The following is a 20,006-nucleotide window of genomic DNA, read 5'->3' as shown; positions in this document are numbered from 1 at the left end:
CTTTTCTTCTAAGGTAGTTAATTAACCGAGGAAGTCGATTGTGTTGCCTTCAGCAAGAGTTACGATCGCTTTTTTACGGCGAGCTGTGTAACCAGCGTGACGACCGACACGTTTCGCTTTCGGTTTGTAGTTCATTGTGTTTACCGAAGCAACTTTCACGTTGAAGATTGTTTCGATAGCGTGTTTTACTTGCGATTTAGTCGCTTTTACGTCGATTTCGAAAACGTATTTGTTAGCTTCCATGAGGCTAACTGAACGTTCAGTAATGATCGGACGTTTGATGATATCGTATGCTTGTGCCATTATGCAAGCACCTCCTCTACCTTCGCAACCGCATCTTTAGTGAAGATGACTTTGTCGTTAGCAACGAGGTCAAGAACGTTTACGCCTGCTGCGTCGATCACAGTCACTCCTGGGATGTTACGAGCTGCGAGAGCGATAGTCTCATTGTAGTCCGCTGTGACTACAAGAGCCTTACGTTCTACTGATAGGCCGTTGAGTACAGCAGCCATATCTTTTGTTTTTGGTGCATCGAAAGCAAGGCCTTCGAGGACGATGAATTCGTTGTTTTGTACTTTCGACGAAAGTGCCGAGAGAAGTGCTAAACGACGAACTTTCTTAGGAAGTTTGTAAGAGTATGAACGTGGTGTTGGACCGAAGACTGTACCACCACCAACCCATTGTGGTGAGCGGATAGAACCTTGGCGCGCACGACCAGTTCCCTTTTGTTTCCATGGTTTACGGCCGCCACCGCGTACTTCCGAGCGACCTTTCGTATCGTGAGTACCTTGACGGCGTGATGCTTGTTGCATGACGATTGCGTCGTAAAGTACTGATTCGTTTGGCTCGATTCCGAAGATGGCTTCTGCCAATTCGATTTCGCCAACTTGTGAACCTGTTTGGTTAAGCAAAGCTACTTTAGGCATTCGTAATTCCTCCTTTCCGTGCAGTTAATTAGTTACCTTTGACCGCTGTTTTGATGATGACGTTCGATTTGCGAGCGCCTGGAATAGCACCTTTCACGAGGAGAAGGCCGCGTTCCACATCAACTTTAACGATTTCAAGGTTTTGAATTGTTTTACGCTCTCCACCCATTTGACCAGGAAGAAGTTTCCCTTTGAATACGCGGTTAGGAGCGACAGGACCCATCGAACCAGGACGACGGTGGTAGCGCGAACCGTGAGCCATTGGTCCACGTGATTGTCCGTGACGCTTGATCGCACCTTGGAATCCTTTACCTTTCGATGTACCTGTAACGTCTACTAATTCACCTGCAGCGAAAATGTCTGCCTTAATCTCTTGACCGATTTCGTATCCTTCTACTGAAGTACGAACTTCTTTGATGAAGCGCTTAGGTGTCGCGTTTGCTTTCGCAGCGTGACCTTTTGATGGTTTGTTTTGACGTGATTCTTTGATGTCTCCGAAACCAAGTTGAACTGCTTCGTAACCGTCTGTATCAACTGTTTTAAGTTGAAGAACGACGTTACCTTCGACAGCAACTACTGTTACCGGTACAACTTCGCCTGCTTCGTTGAAGATTTGAGTCATACCAAGTTTTGTTCCTAAGATTCCTTTAGCCATGAGATACACCTCCTGTTAATAATTAATTGTCTCTTCTGGCTAGTATCTACTATATGAAGAATTAAAGTTTGATTTCGATGTCTACACCTGATGGTAACTCGAGACGCATAAGCGAATCGACTGTTTTCGGTGTTGGGTTTACGATGTCGATCAAGCGTTTGTGTGTACGCATTTCGAACTGCTCACGAGCATCTTTGTACTTGTGGACCGCACGAAGGATCGTGTAAATCGATTTTTCAGTTGGGAGCGGGATTGGACCCGATACCTTTGCACCTGAACGCTTCGCAGTTTCAACGATTTTCTCAGCTGATTGATCGAGAACGCGATGGTCATATGCTTTTAAACGAATACGAATTTTTTCATTTGCCATGTTTATTTCCCTCCTTTGTCGCCTACTTTAAAAATAGACAATTCTCCGCGGAAATTTCCACACCGGCCATGGCAATGCTGCCTGGCGTGTCATAACCTCCCGCTTCAACGCAGCGTGCTTGTGTCAGCAGAGGCATCCGATCATTGCAAATCAACGATTGGACCCATGTTCTGCTGTAAAGTCTCTCACCACTCGCACAAACACTTAATCATTATATCTAATCTGGTCATGGAATGCAAGATTAGATTTTTGAAGTCGCCGGTTGTCTGATGAGTTGCTCAACGTTCCCTAATGTAACAAGATTCGCGAGCTTTTGCAAGTAAAAATTCATTCTTTTATTGAACTATTTTTCAAACGAACTCCCATGTCAACTCTACCTAGCGTTTCATTAACCCGCCAAACCGCTCTGTCACCTCTTCTATGACCGATTGCGGGGCTCGTTTCAAACAGTCTTTGACAATTCCTTCATTAATAGAGTTTGTCTTGAAATAGCTGACCAATGACGCTAGTTTATCCTCACGCCCAATGACCGTGTAAAGGACGACCCACTCCTCTAAGTGCATCCATTGCCCATCTGGTTCAATGAAAGGATGTGTATAGATTCCGTCTGTGCACTTCATCCGGAAACTAGACATGACGTCCACATCCGTTCTCTCGAATACGTACTCTCCAAAGTAGGTGGTTACGTATGCCTCGTGCGGGTCAGAGGTTTTCTTCTCCCCGGCGCGACTTAGTATGCAATCGATCTTTTCAAACTGATCCGGTTCAACAAAGACATCGATGTCATTCGTTACCTCGACGATGCCATGGTGCTTTAACAGTTGTGAGCCACCGATGCGATACTCAATCCCATTCAAGCGACAAATTGTCTCCAATTGCTTCAGCATGACGTCACTCCTTTCTCGTATGCCTCATCTTACCATGTCATCATGAAAACACAAAAAAGCAGCCCGCATATTGCGGACTGCTTGAAGTTGTTCAGATGAGTCAATCGATTACTCGATGATTTCTGTTACTGAACCAGCACCTACAGTACGGCCACCCTCACGGATAGAGAAACGTGTACCGTCTTCGATCGCGATTGTAGAAATCAATTCGACCGTCAACTCGATGTTGTCTCCTGGCATTACCATTTCAGTACCTTCTGGAAGGTGAACGATACCTGTTACGTCAGTTGTACGGAAGTAGAACTGCGGGCGGTAGTTCGCGAAGAATGGCGTGTGACGGCCACCCTCTTCTTTAGAAAGAACATAGATTGATGCTTTGAATTTAGAGTGTGGTGTGATTGAACCTGGCTTAGCAAGTACTTGTCCACGCTCGATGTCCTCACGTGATACACCACGGAGAAGTGCACCGATGTTGTCGCCAGCTTCAGCGTAGTCGAGAAGCTTACGGAACATCTCTACACCAGTACATACAGTTTTCTTAGTTTCTTCTGTAAGACCAACGATTTCAACTTCGTCGTTGACGCGAAGAACACCACGCTCAACACGACCAGTCGCTACAGTACCACGACCAGTGATTGAGAATACGTCCTCAACAGGCATCATGAAGTCTTTATCAGTGTCACGAACTGGTTCTGGAATGTACTCATCAACAGCGTTCATGAGTTCCATAACTTTTTCTTCCCACTGAGCTTCACCGTTAAGTGCGCCAAGTGCAGAACCTTTGATTACAGGGAGGTCGTCGCCTGGGAAGTCATATTCAGAAAGAAGTTCACGGATTTCCATTTCAACGAGTTCGAGGAGCTCTTCATCGTCTACCATGTCAACTTTGTTCATGAAGACTACGATGTAAGGAACACCTACTTGACGTGAAAGAAGGATGTGCTCACGTGTTTGTGGCATTGGGCCATCTGTTGCAGATACAACGAGGATTGCTCCGTCCATTTGAGCAGCACCAGTGATCATGTTTTTAACATAGTCAGCGTGTCCTGGGCAGTCAACGTGTGCGTAGTGACGCTTTTCAGTTTCGTACTCGATGTGAGCTGTTGCGATTGTGATACCGCGTTCGCGCTCTTCTGGAGCACCATCGATTTGGTCAAACTTAGTAGCTGTTTTACCTTGTGCACGTGAAAGTACAGCAGAGATTGCTGCAGTCAAAGTTGTTTTACCGTGGTCAACGTGGCCAATTGTACCAATGTTAACGTGCGGCTTAGAACGGTCGAATTTTTCTTTACCCATTCTAGATTCCTCCTCTATTAAACGATTAGTTTTATTTAACTAGGAAGACGTAGGTTACTTTTAACATACGTCCTCCTTAGCTTACAACAATCAATCTAGCGATACAACCGTTATTAGCCGTTCGCTTTTTTGACGATTTCTTCAGCAATTGATTTCGGTACTTCTTCGTAATGATCGAAGTGCATCGAGTACGTTCCACGTCCTTGCGTACGTGAACGAAGTGATGTTGCGTAACCGAACATTTCAGAAAGTGGAATCATCGCTTTAACGACTTGAGCGTTACCGCGAGCTTCCATACCTTCTACGCGTCCACGGCGTGACGTAACGTCACCCATGATGTCACCCATGTATTCTTCTGGGATAACAACTTCAACACGCATCATTGGCTCAAGGATAACAGCTTTCGCTTGGTCCTTAAGTTGTTTAACCGCCATCGAAGCAGCAACTTTAAACGCCATCTCGTTCGAGTCGACATCGTGGTACGATCCGAATACGAGACGAGCTTTAACGTCTACTACTGGGTACCCAGCGAGGATACCGTTTTCGAGAGCTTCTTCAATCCCGTTTTGAACAGCTGGGACGTATTCACGTGGTACAACACCACCGACGATCTTGTTCACGAACTCGAATCCAGCGCCTTCTTCGTTCGGCTCGAATTCTACGACAACGTGACCGTACTGACCGCGTCCACCAGACTGACGAACGAATTTCGAATCGATCTTCGCAGCGCCACGGATTGTTTCACGGTAAGCAACTTGTGGTGCACCAACGTTAGCTTCTACTTTGAATTCGCGACGCATACGGTCAACGAGGATGTCAAGGTGAAGCTCACCCATACCAGAGATGATCGTTTGACCAGTCTCAGGGTTTGTTTCAGTGCGGAATGTTGGATCTTCTTCTGCGAGTTTCGCAAGAGCTTGACCCATTTTATCTTGGTCTGCTTTCGATTTAGGCTCGATTGCAACCGAGATAACTGGTTCTGGGAACGTCATTGATTCGAGAACGATGTTGTCTTTCTCAGTACAAAGCGTGTCACCAGTAGTCGTGTCTTTGAAACCAACAGCAGCGGCGATATCACCAGCATATACCATTGGGATCTCTTCACGGCTGTTTGCGTGCATTTGAAGGATACGACCGAGACGCTCGCGCTTCCCTTTAGTCGAGTTCTTCACGTATGATCCTGCTTCAGCTGTACCAGAGTACACGCGGAAGAACGTCAATTTACCGACGTAAGGGTCAGTCATAACTTTGAACGCAAGTGCTGAGAATGGAGCTTCGTCAGAAGGCTCACGTGTGATTTCTTCTTCTGTATCGAGGTTGACCCCTTTGATTGACTCGACATCAACTGGTGATGGGAGGTAATCAACAACGGCGTTAAGCATAAGCTGAACACCTTTGTTCTTGAAGGCAGAACCAACGAGTACAGGGTAGAATTCAACGCTAAGTGTCGCTTGACGGATTGCAATTTTCAATTCTTCAATTGAAATTTCTTCACCTTCAAGGTACTTCATCATCAACTCTTCGTTGAAGTCAGCAACACCTTCGATCAATTGACCGCGAAGTTCTTCAGCTTGGTCAGCCATGTCAGCTGGGAAGCCATCAATCACTTCGATGTCAGTACCGAGGTCGTTGTTGTACATGTAAGTCTTCATTTCAACGAGATCGATGATCCCTTTGAAGTTGTCCTCTGCTCCGATTGGGAGTTGAATCGCGTAAGCGTTCGCTTGAAGGCGCTCATGAAGCGTCTTCACAGAGTACAAGAAGTCTGCGCCGATTTTATCCATCTTGTTGACGAATACGACACGTGGTACACCATATGTCGTCGCTTGACGCCATACAGTTTCTGTTTGTGGTTCTACACCTGACTGAGCGTCAAGTACAGCAACAGCACCATCAAGTACGCGAAGTGAACGTTCAACTTCTACTGTGAAGTCTACGTGTCCAGGTGTATCGATGATGTTTACACGGTGACCATTCCACTGTGCAGTTGTCGCAGCCGAAGTGATCGTGATACCACGCTCTTGCTCCTGCTCCATCCAGTCCATTTGTGAAGCACCTTCGTGCGTTTCACCAATTTTATGGATACGACCTGTGTAATAAAGAATACGTTCAGTTGTTGTCGTTTTACCGGCATCGATGTGAGCCATGATCCCGATGTTACGAGTATTCTTTAGGGAGAATTCTCTTGCCATACTGGGTATTCTCCTTCCGCATATTTGATTTTCGTGTGTTGGCACACGATATGATTATACCCGAAAGCCACTCCGTTAAGCCACGCTTGGCGGAGTGGACTTTACGATTAAATTACCAACGATAGTGAGCAAACGCTTTGTTTGCCTCTGCCATCTTATGCATGTCTTCGCGTCTCTTAACAGATGCACCAGTGTTGTTGGCTGCATCCATGATTTCGTTCGCGATACGTTGCTCCATCGTCTTTTCGTTGCGGAGACGAGCGTAGTTCACGAGGTAACGAAGACCAAGTGTTGTACGGCGCTCTGGACGAACTTCAACAGGAACCTGGTAGTTAGCTCCACCTACGCGGCGTGCCTTAACTTCAAGTACAGGCATGATGTTGTTCATTGCTTCTTCGAACACTTCCATAGGCTCTTTGCCTGAGCGTTCAGCGATGAGGCCAAATGCGTTGTAAATGATAGTTTGAGCTGTACCTTTTTTACCGTCTAACATGACACGGTTAATGAGGCGAGTTACCAATTTCGAGTTGTAGATCGGATCTGCGATAACGTCACGACGTTCTGCACGGTTTTTACGCATCCGAGTACCCTCCTTTCAAGATTTCAATTGTATTTTTAGTTGGCGAGAATTACTTCTTCGCAGCTTTCGGACGTTTCGTACCGTATTTAGAACGGCCTTGCATACGTCCGTCCACACCTGCAGTGTCAAGCGCACCACGAACGATGTGGTAACGTACCCCTGGTAAGTCTTTTACACGTCCTCCACGGATAAGAACAACGCTGTGCTCTTGAAGGTTGTGGCCAATACCTGGGATGTACGCAGTCACTTCGATTTGGTTAGTCAAACGAACACGAGCATACTTACGAAGCGCCGAGTTCGGTTTCTTCGGAGTCATTGTACCAACACGTGTACAAACACCACGCTTTTGTGGTGAGCTCACGTTTGTTTGTGACTTGATGAAACTGTTGTAACCTTTGTTAAGTGCTGGAGAGTCAGATTTAACGACTTTCGATTTACGTCCTTTACGGACTAACTGGTTAATAGTAGGCATCTTTGAAGATCCTCCCTTCCTGAATGTTGCTATTTTCTAGTCCCACCGACCCGGGTGGTTCATTTAAGGTCATAACGAAACGTTTTTACGAGGCGTAGGCATTCCATGACCTCGCAAAAACGTGAGTTATACCTTGAAAGTGGCAATTGTAGCAGCCAAACCTTCCCGTAGAAAGTTCGGATGGACGTCCAAGTAGCTTGCCGACTGCTGGACACCGTTGTCATCGACAACAACCGATTGGCGGCACTAAATCATAGTAGCACCGCCAACCTGCGCTGTCAAGACGTATTTTATTCGACCGTTGTATCTTCGAGAGCAACTGGTGCCTCATCTTCTTCAAGTTTCACATCACGGTAGACAGCCATTCCAGTACCAGCCGGAACGAGTTTACCGATAATGACGTTCTCTTTGAGTCCAAGGAGGTAGTCGCGCTTCCCTTTGATTGCCGCATCAGTCAAGACACGAGTCGTTTCTTGGAACGAAGCTGCTGAGAGGAACGAATCTGTCTCAAGCGAGGCTTTCGTGATTCCAAGTAGGACCGGTTTTGCAGTCGCCGGGTGTTTCCCGTCACGAATCGCACCTTTACACGCTTCTTTGAAGACGCTGATGTCGACAAGTGATCCAGGAAGAAGTGGCGTGTCACCAGACTCGATAACTTTAACACGACGAAGCATTTGGCGAACCATAACCTCAACGTGCTTATCACCAATTTCTACCCCTTGCATCCGATAAACTTTTTGAACTTCTTGGAGAAGATAGTTTTGAACACCAGATACACCACGGACGTTCAGCAATTCTTTCGGATCGATCGAACCTTCCGTGAAGACTTCACCGGCTTCAACTGTATCACCAATTTGGACGCGGAGACGAGCTCCGAATGGAATCGTGTATGAACGTGTCTCACTGAATCCTTCGACCGTGAGCTCACGCTTGTCACGTGATTCAGTGAAGTCGATGACCGTACCAGAGATTTCCGAGATGACCGCTTGACCTTTCGGGTTACGGGCTTCGAATACCTCTTGGATACGTGGAAGACCTTGTGTGATATCGTCTCCGGCAACCCCACCAGTGTGGAAGGTACGCATTGTAAGCTGCGTTCCTGGCTCACCGATCGATTGCGCGGCGATGATACCGACGGCTTCTCCGACTTCAACGTTTGATCCAGTCGCCAAGTTGCGTCCGTAACATTTCTTACATACGCCGTGTGACGTGTTACATGTGAAGGCTGTACGAATTTCAACTTGTTCAACACCCGCATCAACGATGATGCGTGCGATATCTTCTGTAATCAATTCGTTCTTATCGATCAACACTTCGCCCGTTTCAGGGTGTGTGACCGTTTCGAACGATGTACGTCCGACGAGTCGGTCGTACAAGCTTTCGATTTCTTCCGTACCCTCGCGGAGTGCAGACACACGGATTCCGCGGTCTGTTCCACAGTCTTCTTCACGGATGATGACATCTTGCGCCACGTCAACAAGACGGCGCGTCAAGTAACCTGAATCGGCTGTCTTCAAGGCTGTATCGGCAAGACCTTTACGAGCCCCGTGAGTCGAGATGAAGTACTCTTGAACCGTCAGACCTTCACGGAACGACGATTTGATTGGAAGTTCGATGATGCGACCAGATGGAGCGGCCATCAAACCACGCATACCCGCAAGCTGCGTAAAGTTAGATGCGTTACCACGGGCACCAGAGTCAGACATCATGAAGATCGGGTTCAAGCGGTTGAGGGATTTCATCAATCGAGATTGAATTTCATCCTTCGCTTCGTTCCAAGCACGTACTACGCGCTCGTAACGCTCATCTTCTGTGATGAGACCGCGACGGAACGACTTCATGATTTGGTCGACTTGAGTTTGTGCCTCATCCAAGATTTCCTGTTTGTCAGGAAGTACGATGATATCAGCAATCCCAACCGTTACACCCGCTTTTGTCGAGTGCTTAAAGCCAAGATCTTTCATCCGGTCAAGCATGCGGCTTGTTTCAGTCGTTTCAAACTTCTGGAACACTTCCGCGATGACTTTCCCGAGGAATCCTTTTTTGAACGGATCGATGATTGGACGTGATGCGATTTCTTCCGCAACGTTCGTCCCTTTGTCGATGAAGTACTTGTCAGGCGTTGCTTCCTGCAAGTTTTCCATCGTTGGCTCGTTCAAGTAAGGGAACGTATTTGGCAAGATTTCGTTAAAGATCATCTTCCCAACTGTCGTAATGAGCAATTTCTCGTTCTGTTCGTCTGTGAACGTCGGATTGTTGAGCGTACGTGCCGGAAGAGCCACACGCGAGTGCAAGTGGACATATCCGTTTTGGTAAGCAATCAACGCTTCGTTGACGTTCGAGAACACTTTTCCTTCACCGACGGCATCTTCACGTTCAAGTGAGATGTAGTAGTTACCGAGGACCATATCCTGCGATGGTGTAACAACCGGTTTACCGTCTTTCGGGTTCAAAATGTTCTGTGCAGCGAGCATGAGAAGGCGTGCTTCCGCTTGTGCTTCTGCAGAAAGTGGAACGTGGACAGCCATTTGGTCACCATCGAAGTCGGCGTTATAAGCCGTACATACGAGTGGGTGAAGGCGAATCGCACGACCTTCAACAAGAATCGGTTCGAATGCTTGAATACCAAGGCGGTGAAGTGTCGGGGCACGGTTCAAGAGAACCGGATGCTCACGGATGACTTCTTCAAGGACGCCCCAGATTTCAGGTTGCATCTTCTCGATTTTACGTTTTGCGTTCTTAATGTTTGAAGCGATGCCGCGACCGACAAGTTCTTTCATTACGAACGGTTTGAAGAGCTCAAGTGCCATCTCTTTTGGAAGACCACACTGATACATCTTCAAGTTTGGTCCTACGACGATAACCGAACGTCCTGAGTAGTCGACCCGTTTACCGAGAAGGTTTTGACGGAAACGACCTTGTTTCCCTTTCAACATATGTGAAAGCGATTTGAGCGGACGGTTACCAGGACCTGTTACCGGACGACCACGACGACCGTTGTCGATGAGAGCGTCAACCGCTTCTTGAAGCATACGCTTCTCGTTTTGCACGATGATATTCGGCGCGCCGAGGTCGAGCAAACGTTTGAGACGGTTGTTCCGGTTGATGACTCGACGATACAAATCGTTCAAGTCAGATGTCGCAAAGCGTCCTCCGTCGAGCTGTACCATTGGGCGAAGCTCTGGCGGGATGACAGGAAGTACTTCAAGGATCATCCAGTCTGGATTGTTTCCTGAAGTGAAGAACGCGTCAAGAACTTCCAAGCGCTTGATCGCACGAGTACGACGCTGACCTTGGACAGTTTTCAACTCTTCACGAAGCTCACCCACTTCTTTTTCAAGATTGACGTCTTGAAGAAGTGTACGGATTGCTTCAGCACCCATGTCTGCTTTGAAGTCGCTACCGTATTTTTCACGATAGAGACGGAATTCTTTTTCCGAGAGAAGTTGTTTCTTCTCAAGCGGTGTGTCACCTGGTTCTGTTACCACGTAAGATGCGAAGTAAATGACTTCTTCAAGTGCACGTGGTGACATATCGAGAACAAGCCCCATGCGGCTTGGAATCCCTTTAAAGTACCAGATGTGCGAAACTGGTGCCGCGAGCTCGATATGGCCCATTCGCTCGCGACGCACTTTCGCTTTCGTCACTTCAACGCCACAGCGGTCACAAATGACTCCTTTATAACGGATTCGTTTGTATTTCCCGCAGTAACATTCCCAGTCTTTCGTAGGACCGAAGATTCGTTCACAGAACAATCCGTCCTTCTCTGGTTTAAGTGTACGATAGTTGATCGTTTCCGGCTTTTTGACTTCACCGTAAGACCACGAACGGATCTTCTCTGATGAAGCCAAGCCGATTTTCATATATTCAAATCGATTAACATCTACCAAGGGGCCGACCTCCCTTTTCGCCTTATTCCTCTTCCGTAACAGTCGGTTGAACGACTTGTTCTAACGCCGATGTTGCGTTCGGGATGTTGTCGTCATCTTCATCTTTCATTTCGACTTCTTCATCATCCGCTGACATCATCTTGACTTCCATACCGAGAGCTTGAAGCTCTTTGATCAAGACGCGGAATGATTCAGGAACGCCCGCTTTTGGAACGCTCTCGCCTTTCACGATGGCCTCATATGCTTTCACACGACCGACCGTGTCATCCGACTTGATTGTCAAGATTTCTTGGAGCGTGTAGGCTGCACCGTACGCTTCAAGAGCCCAAACTTCCATCTCTCCGAAGCGCTGACCACCGAACTGTGCTTTACCACCGAGCGGTTGTTGCGTAACGAGTGAGTATGGTCCTGTCGAACGAGCGTGAAGTTTATCATCAACCATGTGCGCGAGTTTGATCATGTACATGACACCGACAGAGACGCGGTTATCGAACGGTTCACCCGTACGACCATCATAGAGACGCGTTTTCGCATCTTTATCCATACCAGCCTCTTCAATCGTTGCCCATACGTCTTCCTCACGCGCTCCATCGAATACAGGTGTTGCCACTTTGATGCCGAGCTTCTTCGCTGCCATTCCAAGGTGGAGTTCAAGTACCTGACCGATGTTCATACGCGATGGTACCCCAAGCGGGTTGAGCATGATGTCAACCGGTGTACCGTCTGGCATGTATGGCATATCTTCTTCAGGGAGGATCCGCGAGATAACACCTTTGTTACCGTGACGTCCCGCCATCTTATCCCCTTCGTGAATCTTACGTTTTTGGACGATATAGACACGTACCATTTGGTTGACGCCTGGAGACAACTCGTCGCCGTTTTCACGGTCGAACACTTTGACATCCAAGATGATTCCATCTCCACCGTTTGGTACACGAAGTGACGTATCACGTACTTCACGTGCCTTCTCACCGAAGATTGCGTGCAAGAGACGTTCTTCCGCCGTCAATTCCGTTACGCCCTTAGGTGTTACTTTACCGACGAGGATATCGCCATCCTTAACTTCAGCTCCGATACGGATAATTCCGCGATCGTCCAAGTTACGAAGTGCGTCATCTCCGACGTTTGGAATATCACGTGTGATTTCCTCTGGTCCAAGTTTCGTGTCGCGTGACTCTGACTCGTACTCTTCGATATGAATCGACGTGTACACGTCATCTTTCACGAGACGCTCACTCATGATGATCGCATCCTCATAGTTGTAACCATCCCATGTCATGAAGGCAACGACAACGTTACGGCCAAGCGCGAGCTCACCCATATCCATCGACGGACCGTCCGCAAGGATTTCTCCTTTTTCGACACGATCGCCAGCTGCGATGATTGGTTTTTGGTTATAGCATGTTCCTTGGTTAGAACGGACATATTTTTGAAGTTTGTAACGATCCAAATCACCTGAAACCTCAGAACCGTTTACGTCAGACATACGACGGATCAAGACCTCACGCGCTGTGACGCGTTCAACGACACCTGGGTATTTCGCAACAATTGCTGCACCAGAGTCTTTCGCAGACACATACTCCATTCCAGTACCGACAATCGGCGAATCTGGTTGAAGAAGTGGTACTGCTTGACGTTGCATGTTCGCTCCCATGAGGGCACGGTTTGAGTCATCGTTCTCAAGGAACGGGATACATGCTGTCGCAGCAGAAACAACCTGTTTCGGCGATACGTCCATGTAGTCCACTCGGCTTGGCTCGACTGACAAGTTTTGTCCGCGGAAACGGCAAAGAACTTGTTCGTCTGCAAAGTGACCATCCTCTGTGAGCGGCATGTTTGCCTGTGCGACGACGTAGAGATCTTCCTCATCGGCCGTCATATATTGAATTTCACTTGTGACAAGACCTGTTTCCGGGTCGACACGGCGATATGGTGCTTCGATGAAACCGTACTCGTTCACTTTCGCATAAGACGAAAGTGAGTTGATGAGTCCGATGTTCGGGCCCTCTGGCGTTTCGATTGGACACATCCGACCGTAGTGGGAATAGTGAACGTCTCGAACTTCGAAACCAGCACGCTCACGTGTCAAACCACCCGGTCCAAGTGCAGAGAGACGACGTTTGTGCGTAAGCTCTGCGAGCGGGTTCGTTTGGTCCATGAACTGTGACAATTGCGAGCTACCGAAGAACTCTTTAAGCGATGCGATAACCGGGCGGATGTTAATGAGCGCCTGAGGTGTAATCGCATTTTGATCTTGAATCGACATACGTTCTTTTACAACACGTTCCATACGAGAAAGCCCGATCCGGAATTGATTTTGGAGAAGTTCTCCGACTGAACGAAGACGACGGTTTCCTAAATGGTCGATGTCATCTGTTGTTCCGACTTCATGAAGTAAGTTAAAGAAGTAGTTGATTGAAGCGATAATATCAGCCGGCGTAACATGTTTGATACTGCGGTCGATATTGCCATTTCCGATGATGTTCAAGATACGCTCTCCATCTGGGTCATCTGGTGAGATGACTTTGATTGATTGAAGACCGAACGGTTCGCCTTCAGCGACGCCGCCAGTCGGTTCCGCATCGACATAACCGAGGCCGCTCTCCAAATGTGGGAGGATACGATCTAAGTTGCGACGGTCGAGGACTGTTCCAGCTTCAGCGAGTACTTCGCCTGTTTCCGGGTCCACGAGCGTTTCCGCTAATTTTTGACCGAACAAACGGTTCTTAAGATGAAGTTTCTTGTTCATCTTATAGCGACCAACGTTCGCTAAGTCATAACGTTTCGGGTCGAAGAAACGTGATACGAGAAGTGATTTCGCGTTTTCTACAGTTGGTGGTTCACCAGGGCGTAGACGCTCGTAAATCTCGATCAACGCTTTCTCTGTAGACTCTGTATTATCTTTTTCAAGGGTGTTACGAAGATATTCGTCATCACCGAGAAGGTCGATAATTTCTTGGTCCGTACCGAATCCGAGGGCACGCAACAACACCGTTACCGGAATTTTGCGGGTACGGTCGATACGAACATAAACAATATCTTTGGCATCTGTTTCAAGTTCGAGCCAAGCACCACGGTTCGGGATGACGGTTGCGCCAAATCCACGTTTACCATTTTTATCGAGTTTAGCGTTGTAATACACGCTCGGTGAACGGACAAGCTGGGAAACGATGACGCGTTCTGCACCATTAATAATAAATGTTCCCGATTCTGTCATGAGCGGGAAATCTCCCATGAACACTTCTTGTTCTTTGAGCTCACCTGTCTCTTTGTTTTGGAGACGTACTTTTACGCGAAGTGGCGCAGAATAAGTAACGTCGCGCTCCTTCGATTCATCGATCGAATACTTCGGCTCGCTGAGCGAGTAATCGATGAACTCCAACACGAGGTTTCCTGTGAAGTCGGAAATCGGTGAAATGTCTGTGAACATTTCCTTCAATCCTTCACGCAAGAACCACTCGTAAGAAGCAGTTTGAATTTCAATCAAATTCGGAAGCTCTAAAACCTCACTGATACGGGCAAAGCTTCTTCTCTGACGGTGACGACCGTACTGAACAAGTTGACCAGTCAACTGATTCACCTCTCAGACCCCCAATTCTTTAGCGAATTTTTCGGGCGTAATAATCGAACATTGTCATTGAATGTCGCTCGTTTTCCGTCTCTAAAAAGCAGCAGACACGGCAGTTTCAAGCGAATTCCATTCCAATGGCATTTTATAATGTTAGCATATACGTTATAGCGAGTCAACAAGACTTCACCGTTTGTCAAGACCGAATTGCTCGGAAAATAAAGTAACCCTTCTCTTTCGCGACCGTTTCGACTTGACTAAACACCTCTTCTAATAACTTTTTAGCAGAAGGCGCTCCTTGTTTCTTTTGAATGACGACATAAATTGCTCCTCCATCGACCAAATGCGCATGTGCTTCACGCAAGATCGTATGGACGACTTGTTTTCCCGCACGAATCGGCGGATTGGTGACAATGGCGGCAAACCGTTCTCCCCCCACCGCGTCATACGCGTGAGAAAGCCGTGTTTCGACCGTCACTCCATTACGGGCGGCGTTTTGCTCAGAGAGCGCCAGCGCACGCTCATTTACATCAATGAGCAATGCTTCACGCCCAGAGGCATCGGCAAGCGAGATCCCCATCGGACCATAGCCGCAGCCTACGTCTAAAATGCGTCCTGACACCTCAGGTACTTCAAACGATTCAATTAAAAGACGTGACCCAAAATCGACCGATCCTTTCGAGAACACACCGCGGTCCGAAGTGAAATGATACTGTTTCCCTCGTAACTCATACGTCCATGTCTCCGGGGCACTTTCCGAACGTGGATCGTTCGTATAGTAATGATCTCCCATGCGTCGAACCTCCTAACCCATTCTTCAAGGAAATAAAAGAAGCTCGCCATGGCGAGCTTCTATAGGTTGTGAAGTTGAATTACTTAACTTCAACAGATGCGCCAGCTTCTTCAAGCTTAGCTTTGATTGAATCAGCGTCTTCTTTAGAAACGCCTTCTTTGACTGGAGCCGGAGTTCCGTCAACGAGTCCTTTTGCTTCTTTAAGACCGAGGCCTGTGATTTCACGAACAGCTTTGATGACGTTGATTTTACCAGCGCCAGCGTTTGTGAGGATTACGTCGAATTCAGTTTGCTCTTCAGCTGCTGCGCCTGCGCCAGCACCTGCAACTGCTACTGGAGCTGCTGCTGATACGCCGAATTCTTCTTCGATTGTTTTTACGAGTTCGTTAAGTTCGAGAACCGTCATTGATTTGAGGTCTTCGATGAATTGCTCTTTGTTGAAAGCCATTATGGTTTTCCTCCTTTGATGTTGTAAAAAGTTTTTAAGTTACGCTACGCGACAAAAATTAAGCTGATTGCTCTTCTTTTTGTTCTGCGATTGCATTTGTTGCGACTGCGAGCCCACGGATTGGAGCTTGAAGTACGCTGAGAAGCATCGAGAGAAGACCATCGCGTGATGGAAGTTCTGCAAGGGCTTTGATTTCTTCGAGTGAAGTCACTTTGCCTTCGATGATTCCGCCTTTAAGTTCGAGCGCTTTGTGATCTTTCGAGAAGTCATTCAAGATCTTCGCTGGAGCAATAACGTCTTCGTTTGAGAAGGCGATTGCTGTAGGACCAGTGAAGACTTCGTCAAGACCTTCGAAGTTCGACTGAATAGCTGCGCGGCGAAGAAGACCGTTCTTGTAAACTTTGAACTCAATTCCAGCGTCACGGAGTGATTTACGGAGTGTAGTCACTTCTTCAACTGTAAGTCCGCGGTAGTCAACAACAACTGTTCCCACGCTCGCTTGCATTTTTTCAGCGATTTCATCGACGAGTGCCGATTTCTGAGCTACGATTTTTTCGTTTGCCATGTGTTTGCACCTCCTAGTCAATTCTTATACCGGACGAGAGGCTGCTCTCCAAAAGAAATCCCTCGTATGAAGACATACGAGGGCGTAATTGTTTGAAAGTAAACCTGTGACAACAGGCTCAAGTTCGAGCAAAGACACCTCGGAAGGGTTTACGGACCGATGTCCACCTTCTGTCTACGGTAATCCAACATATTCGGTTGAACGTGTATTACTTTATCAGCGGTGTCACACGTTGTCAACAATTTATTTCAACAAAATTACTTAAGGAAATCCGCAGTCGCTACACGGATCCCAGGACCCATTGTAGATGAAAGCGCGATGTTTTTAAGGTAAGTTCCTTTTGCAGTAGCAGGCTTCACTTTCATGAGTGTTTCGAGAATTGTCTCGATGTTCTCAGAGAGTTTAGATGCTTCAAATGATTTCTTACCAACTGGAACGTGGATGTTACCAGCTTTATCAACACGGTATTCAACTTTACCAGCTTTGATGTCCGCGATTGCTTTTTCTACATCAAAAGTAACTGTTCCTGTTTTCGGGTTAGGCATGAGGCCTTTAGGTCCGAGAACACGACCGAGTTTACCAACTTCACCCATCATGTCAGGTGTCGCAACGATGACATCGAAGTCGAACCATCCTTGTTGGATTTTGTTGATGTACTCAGCGTCACCAACGTAGTCTGCTCCAGCAGCTTCCGCTTCTTTCACTTTCTCACCTTTAGCGAAGACGAGAACTTTTTGTGTTTTACCAGTACCGTGTGGAAGTACAACGGCACCACGGATTTGTTGGTCTGCTTTCTTCGGATCTACGCCGAGACGGACAGCAACTTCGATTGTTTCATCGAATTTAGCAGTAGCTGTTTTTTGAACGAGCTCGACAGCTTCGGCGAGGTCGTATGACTTCGTGCGGTCAACAAGCTTAGCTACTTCTTGGTGTTTTTTACCCATGATCTTTTCCTCCTTGTGGTTAGCGGAATTTCCTCCCACATAATGAAGGGATTGAAGGTGAGCAGTATTCACCGACAACCCCAGAGACTATCAATTAGTCTTCGATTACAATACCCATACTACGTGCAGTACCTTCAACCATAAGCATCGCTGTTTCTACAGATGATGCGTTAAGGTCAGGCATTTTAAGTTCAGCGATTTCGCGAACTTTGTCACGCTTAACCGTTGCTACTTTCTTACGGTTTGGTTCACCAGAACCACTCTCGATACCAGCAGCTTTCTTCAAGAGAACTGCAGCTGGTGGAGTTTTCGTAATGAATGTAAACGAACGATCTTCGTATACCGTGATGACTACAGGAATAATCAATCCGGCTTGGTCTTGTGTACGAGCGTTGAACTCTTTACAGAATCCCATGATGTTAACACCTGCTTGTCCAAGTGCTGGACCTACCGGTGGAGCTGGGTTAGCTTTACCAGCTGGGATTTGAAGTTTAACGAGTTTAGAAACTTTTTTCGCCACGAGACACACCTCCTTAAGTCTAAAATGTGGTTTCTTGGACGTTGTGCGCCCTCCCACTCAATCTATTAGGTCGAGTTTGTACCGAAATAAAGCACAACATCAAACATTTCCGATTGTACCATCCGTTTTACGGATTAGCAAGTGGGTTTAGTTAATTTTCTGAACTTGTTCGAAATCAAGCTCAATTTTTGTTTCGCGACCGAACATATCGACCACGACTTTGAGCTTCTCTTTGTCAGCTTCGATTTCGTCAATCGTACCTTCAAAGTTCTCGAACGCGCCTTCTTTCACACGGACAAGGTCACCGAGTTCGTAATTGTAACGATCTTTCTTCTCGATGAGTCCCATTTGCGACAAGACATTTGTCACTTCATCCGGTTGAAGCGGGATCGGCTTGGCCCCACCGCCGGTTGAACCGAGGAAGCCGGTGACGTTAGGCGTGTTGCGGACAACATACCATGAATCGTCAGTCATGACCATCTCTACGAACACATAGCCCGGGAAGTTTTTGACTTCACGCTCTTTGATTTTCTTCTCGCCACTCTTTAATGTGACTTCTTCTTGTGTCGTTTCAGTCGGGACGAGGACGCGGAAAATTTTATCTTCCATGTTCATCGAACCGATTCGACGTTCTAGGTTTTCTTTGACGTTATTCTCAAAACCTGAGTACGTCTGGACAACAAACCATTGTTTCTCCACGGCTTTCACCTCTTCCTTAGTTAATCAATAAATTGACGAGATAGCTGACTCCAGTATCTACGCCGAACACGAACAGGCCAATCACGACAACAGTCGCGATGACGGTAATGGTATATTTCGTGAGTTCTTTACGAGTAGGCCAACTCGTTTTCTTCAACTCTTTCCATACGTCGCGCAAAAAGTTCATGGTAGCTTCCTCCTACATTGAATGCCAATCTACGTTACTTTGATTCCCGATGCATCGTATGCGCATTACAGCGGCGACAAAACTTTTTCATTTCAAGTCGTGTCGACACACCATCTTTCTTTGTCGTCGAATACTCTCGAGACCCGCATTCTGAACAAGCGAGACTTACTTTCTTTGCCATTCATAAGCGCCCCTTTCGACTACTCTCTCTTAAAAAAGAGCGAAAAAAAAACGCCTCCTGTAAATGGCGTCTACGGACAAGGCGCTACTTTTAAAGTATCACATAGGAGGCACGCGGTCAATAATCGGTTAGCTTGTAAGCGTCCGAACATCGACATGGCGTTCAAATTTCTTCTTCACACGCTGTAACGCATTATCAATTGATTTGACATGACGATCCAAGTCGTCTGAAATCTCTTGATAAGAACGTCCGTCTAAATAAAGACGCAATACTTTCCGCTCCAAGTCACTTAAAATTTCTTCCATCTTCTCTTCCATGAACGTTTGCTCTTCCTGTGTCACAATCAATTCCTGAGGGTCGGTAGGATGTGGAGGCAAGATAACATCAAGCAATGTTCGATCGGATTCTTCATCAAAAATCGGTTTATCGAGCGAAACGTATGAATTGAGCGGAATGTGCTTTTGACGTGTCGCCGTCTTGATTGCAGTAATCATCTGACGTGTGATGCACATTTCAGCAAAGCTTTTGAATGACGCGAGCCGTTCGTCTTTGTAGTCACGCACCCCTTTGTAAAGACCGATCATGCCTTCTTGGACGATGTCCTCATGATCTGCCCCAATCAAAAAGTATGAGCGCGCCTTCGCCCGCACAAAATACCGGTATCGTTCAATCAAAAACTCAAGCGCATCGCTATCCCCTTCGTTTCGCGCCAATAAGACCAACTCTTCGTCTGACATTTTTTCAAACTGTTCGTACGGCCATCCGTTCATGCTCGTTCCCCCCCGGCGATTGATCCTGAACTATGTAAGGTTTTGTCCCATTATAGGACTCCC

General features: G+C 47.1%; 20 protein-coding genes and 1 other annotated feature. All 20 genes read right to left on the bottom strand.

Annotated elements, in window-relative coordinates; all coding sequences use genetic code 11:
* Nucleotides 1-21: 21 nt before the first annotated feature.
* On the bottom strand, nucleotides 22-303 hold the full coding sequence (gene rplW, locus KNO95_RS13765; RefSeq protein WP_026824834.1) for a 50S ribosomal protein L23: 282 nt from the start codon (nucleotides 301-303) through the stop codon (nucleotides 22-24).
* On the bottom strand, nucleotides 303-926 hold the full coding sequence (gene rplD / locus KNO95_RS13760; RefSeq protein ID WP_214879396.1) for a 50S ribosomal protein L4: 624 nt from the start codon (nucleotides 924-926) through the stop codon (nucleotides 303-305). Before rplD ends, rplW begins: the two co-directional genes overlap by 1 nt.
* A 28-nt stretch (nucleotides 927-954) precedes the next feature.
* Nucleotides 955-1,581, bottom strand: coding sequence for a 50S ribosomal protein L3 (gene rplC, locus KNO95_RS13755; protein WP_026824832.1), 627 nt, complete (start codon nucleotides 1,579-1,581; stop codon nucleotides 955-957).
* A gap of 61 nt (nucleotides 1,582-1,642) precedes the next feature.
* Complete coding sequence (gene rpsJ, locus KNO95_RS13750; protein ID WP_026824831.1) at nucleotides 1,643-1,951, bottom strand: 30S ribosomal protein S10; 309 nt, start codon at nucleotides 1,949-1,951, stop codon at nucleotides 1,643-1,645.
* A 377-nt stretch (nucleotides 1,952-2,328) separates the two neighbouring features.
* Nucleotides 2,329-2,838, bottom strand: coding sequence for a hypothetical protein (locus tag KNO95_RS13745; protein ID WP_214704374.1), 510 nt, complete (start codon nucleotides 2,836-2,838; stop codon nucleotides 2,329-2,331).
* A gap of 108 nt (nucleotides 2,839-2,946) precedes the next feature.
* Complete coding sequence (gene tuf / locus KNO95_RS13740; protein WP_026824829.1) at nucleotides 2,947-4,134, bottom strand: elongation factor Tu; 1,188 nt, start codon at nucleotides 4,132-4,134, stop codon at nucleotides 2,947-2,949.
* 113 nt (nucleotides 4,135-4,247) lie between these two features.
* Complete coding sequence (gene fusA / locus KNO95_RS13735; RefSeq protein ID WP_214879394.1) at nucleotides 4,248-6,326, bottom strand: elongation factor G; 2,079 nt, start codon at nucleotides 6,324-6,326, stop codon at nucleotides 4,248-4,250.
* 112 nt (nucleotides 6,327-6,438) lie between these two features.
* Nucleotides 6,439-6,906, bottom strand: a complete 468-nt coding sequence (gene rpsG / locus KNO95_RS13730; protein WP_026824827.1) for a 30S ribosomal protein S7 — start codon at nucleotides 6,904-6,906, stop codon at nucleotides 6,439-6,441.
* Between the two features lie 49 nt (nucleotides 6,907-6,955).
* A complete protein-coding gene (rpsL, locus tag KNO95_RS13725) occupies nucleotides 6,956-7,378 on the bottom strand; it encodes a 30S ribosomal protein S12 (protein WP_012727683.1) in 423 nt (140 codons plus the stop codon).
* A gap of 290 nt (nucleotides 7,379-7,668) precedes the next feature.
* The gene (gene rpoC / locus KNO95_RS13720) at nucleotides 7,669-11,268 is read right to left on the bottom strand and encodes a DNA-directed RNA polymerase subunit beta' (protein ID WP_214704383.1); all 3,600 of its coding nucleotides are present in this window, start codon (nucleotides 11,266-11,268) and stop codon (nucleotides 7,669-7,671) included.
* A 22-nt stretch (nucleotides 11,269-11,290) separates the two neighbouring features.
* Nucleotides 11,291-14,839 (bottom strand): DNA-directed RNA polymerase subunit beta, encoded by a 3,549-nt coding sequence (gene rpoB, locus KNO95_RS13715; RefSeq protein WP_214879406.1) that lies wholly within the window; start codon nucleotides 14,837-14,839, stop codon nucleotides 11,291-11,293.
* A gap of 193 nt (nucleotides 14,840-15,032) precedes the next feature.
* The gene (locus tag KNO95_RS13710; protein WP_026824824.1) at nucleotides 15,033-15,629 is read right to left on the bottom strand and encodes a class I SAM-dependent methyltransferase; all 597 of its coding nucleotides are present in this window, start codon (nucleotides 15,627-15,629) and stop codon (nucleotides 15,033-15,035) included.
* A gap of 79 nt (nucleotides 15,630-15,708) precedes the next feature.
* On the bottom strand, nucleotides 15,709-16,077 hold the full coding sequence (gene rplL, locus KNO95_RS13705) for a 50S ribosomal protein L7/L12 (RefSeq protein ID WP_026824823.1): 369 nt from the start codon (nucleotides 16,075-16,077) through the stop codon (nucleotides 15,709-15,711).
* 58 nt (nucleotides 16,078-16,135) lie between these two features.
* Nucleotides 16,136-16,642 (bottom strand): 50S ribosomal protein L10, encoded by a 507-nt coding sequence (rplJ, locus tag KNO95_RS13700; protein WP_026824822.1) that lies wholly within the window; start codon nucleotides 16,640-16,642, stop codon nucleotides 16,136-16,138.
* Nucleotides 16,643-16,686: 44 nt separating this feature from the next.
* Nucleotides 16,687-16,840: a sequence feature (ribosomal protein L10 leader region), on the bottom strand.
* Nucleotides 16,841-16,899: 59 nt separating this feature from the next.
* Entirely contained in the window at nucleotides 16,900-17,586 is a 687-nt protein-coding gene (rplA, locus tag KNO95_RS13695; protein ID WP_026824821.1) for a 50S ribosomal protein L1, read from the bottom strand.
* A gap of 94 nt (nucleotides 17,587-17,680) precedes the next feature.
* Complete coding sequence (gene rplK / locus KNO95_RS13690) at nucleotides 17,681-18,106, bottom strand: 50S ribosomal protein L11 (protein ID WP_012727690.1); 426 nt, start codon at nucleotides 18,104-18,106, stop codon at nucleotides 17,681-17,683.
* 147 nt (nucleotides 18,107-18,253) lie between these two features.
* On the bottom strand, nucleotides 18,254-18,805 hold the full coding sequence (gene nusG, locus KNO95_RS13685) for a transcription termination/antitermination protein NusG (protein WP_026824820.1): 552 nt from the start codon (nucleotides 18,803-18,805) through the stop codon (nucleotides 18,254-18,256).
* A 16-nt stretch (nucleotides 18,806-18,821) separates the two neighbouring features.
* The gene (gene secE, locus KNO95_RS13680; RefSeq protein ID WP_012727692.1) at nucleotides 18,822-18,992 is read right to left on the bottom strand and encodes a preprotein translocase subunit SecE; all 171 of its coding nucleotides are present in this window, start codon (nucleotides 18,990-18,992) and stop codon (nucleotides 18,822-18,824) included.
* Between the two features lie 34 nt (nucleotides 18,993-19,026).
* Nucleotides 19,027-19,173, bottom strand: coding sequence for a 50S ribosomal protein L33 (rpmG, locus tag KNO95_RS13675; RefSeq protein ID WP_026824819.1), 147 nt, complete (start codon nucleotides 19,171-19,173; stop codon nucleotides 19,027-19,029).
* A 128-nt stretch (nucleotides 19,174-19,301) separates the two neighbouring features.
* On the bottom strand, nucleotides 19,302-19,943 hold the full coding sequence (gene sigH / locus KNO95_RS13670; RefSeq protein ID WP_026824818.1) for an RNA polymerase sporulation sigma factor SigH: 642 nt from the start codon (nucleotides 19,941-19,943) through the stop codon (nucleotides 19,302-19,304).
* Nucleotides 19,944-20,006 lie beyond the last annotated feature (63 nt).

Origin of the sequence: Exiguobacterium sp. ERU653, from assembly GCF_018617775.1 — a bacterium.
GTDB lineage: Bacteria > Bacillota > Bacilli > Exiguobacteriales > Exiguobacteriaceae > Exiguobacterium > Exiguobacterium marinum.
The sequence above is the reverse complement of the archived record's forward strand: the minus strand, read 5'-3'. Positions and strand labels throughout refer to the sequence as shown.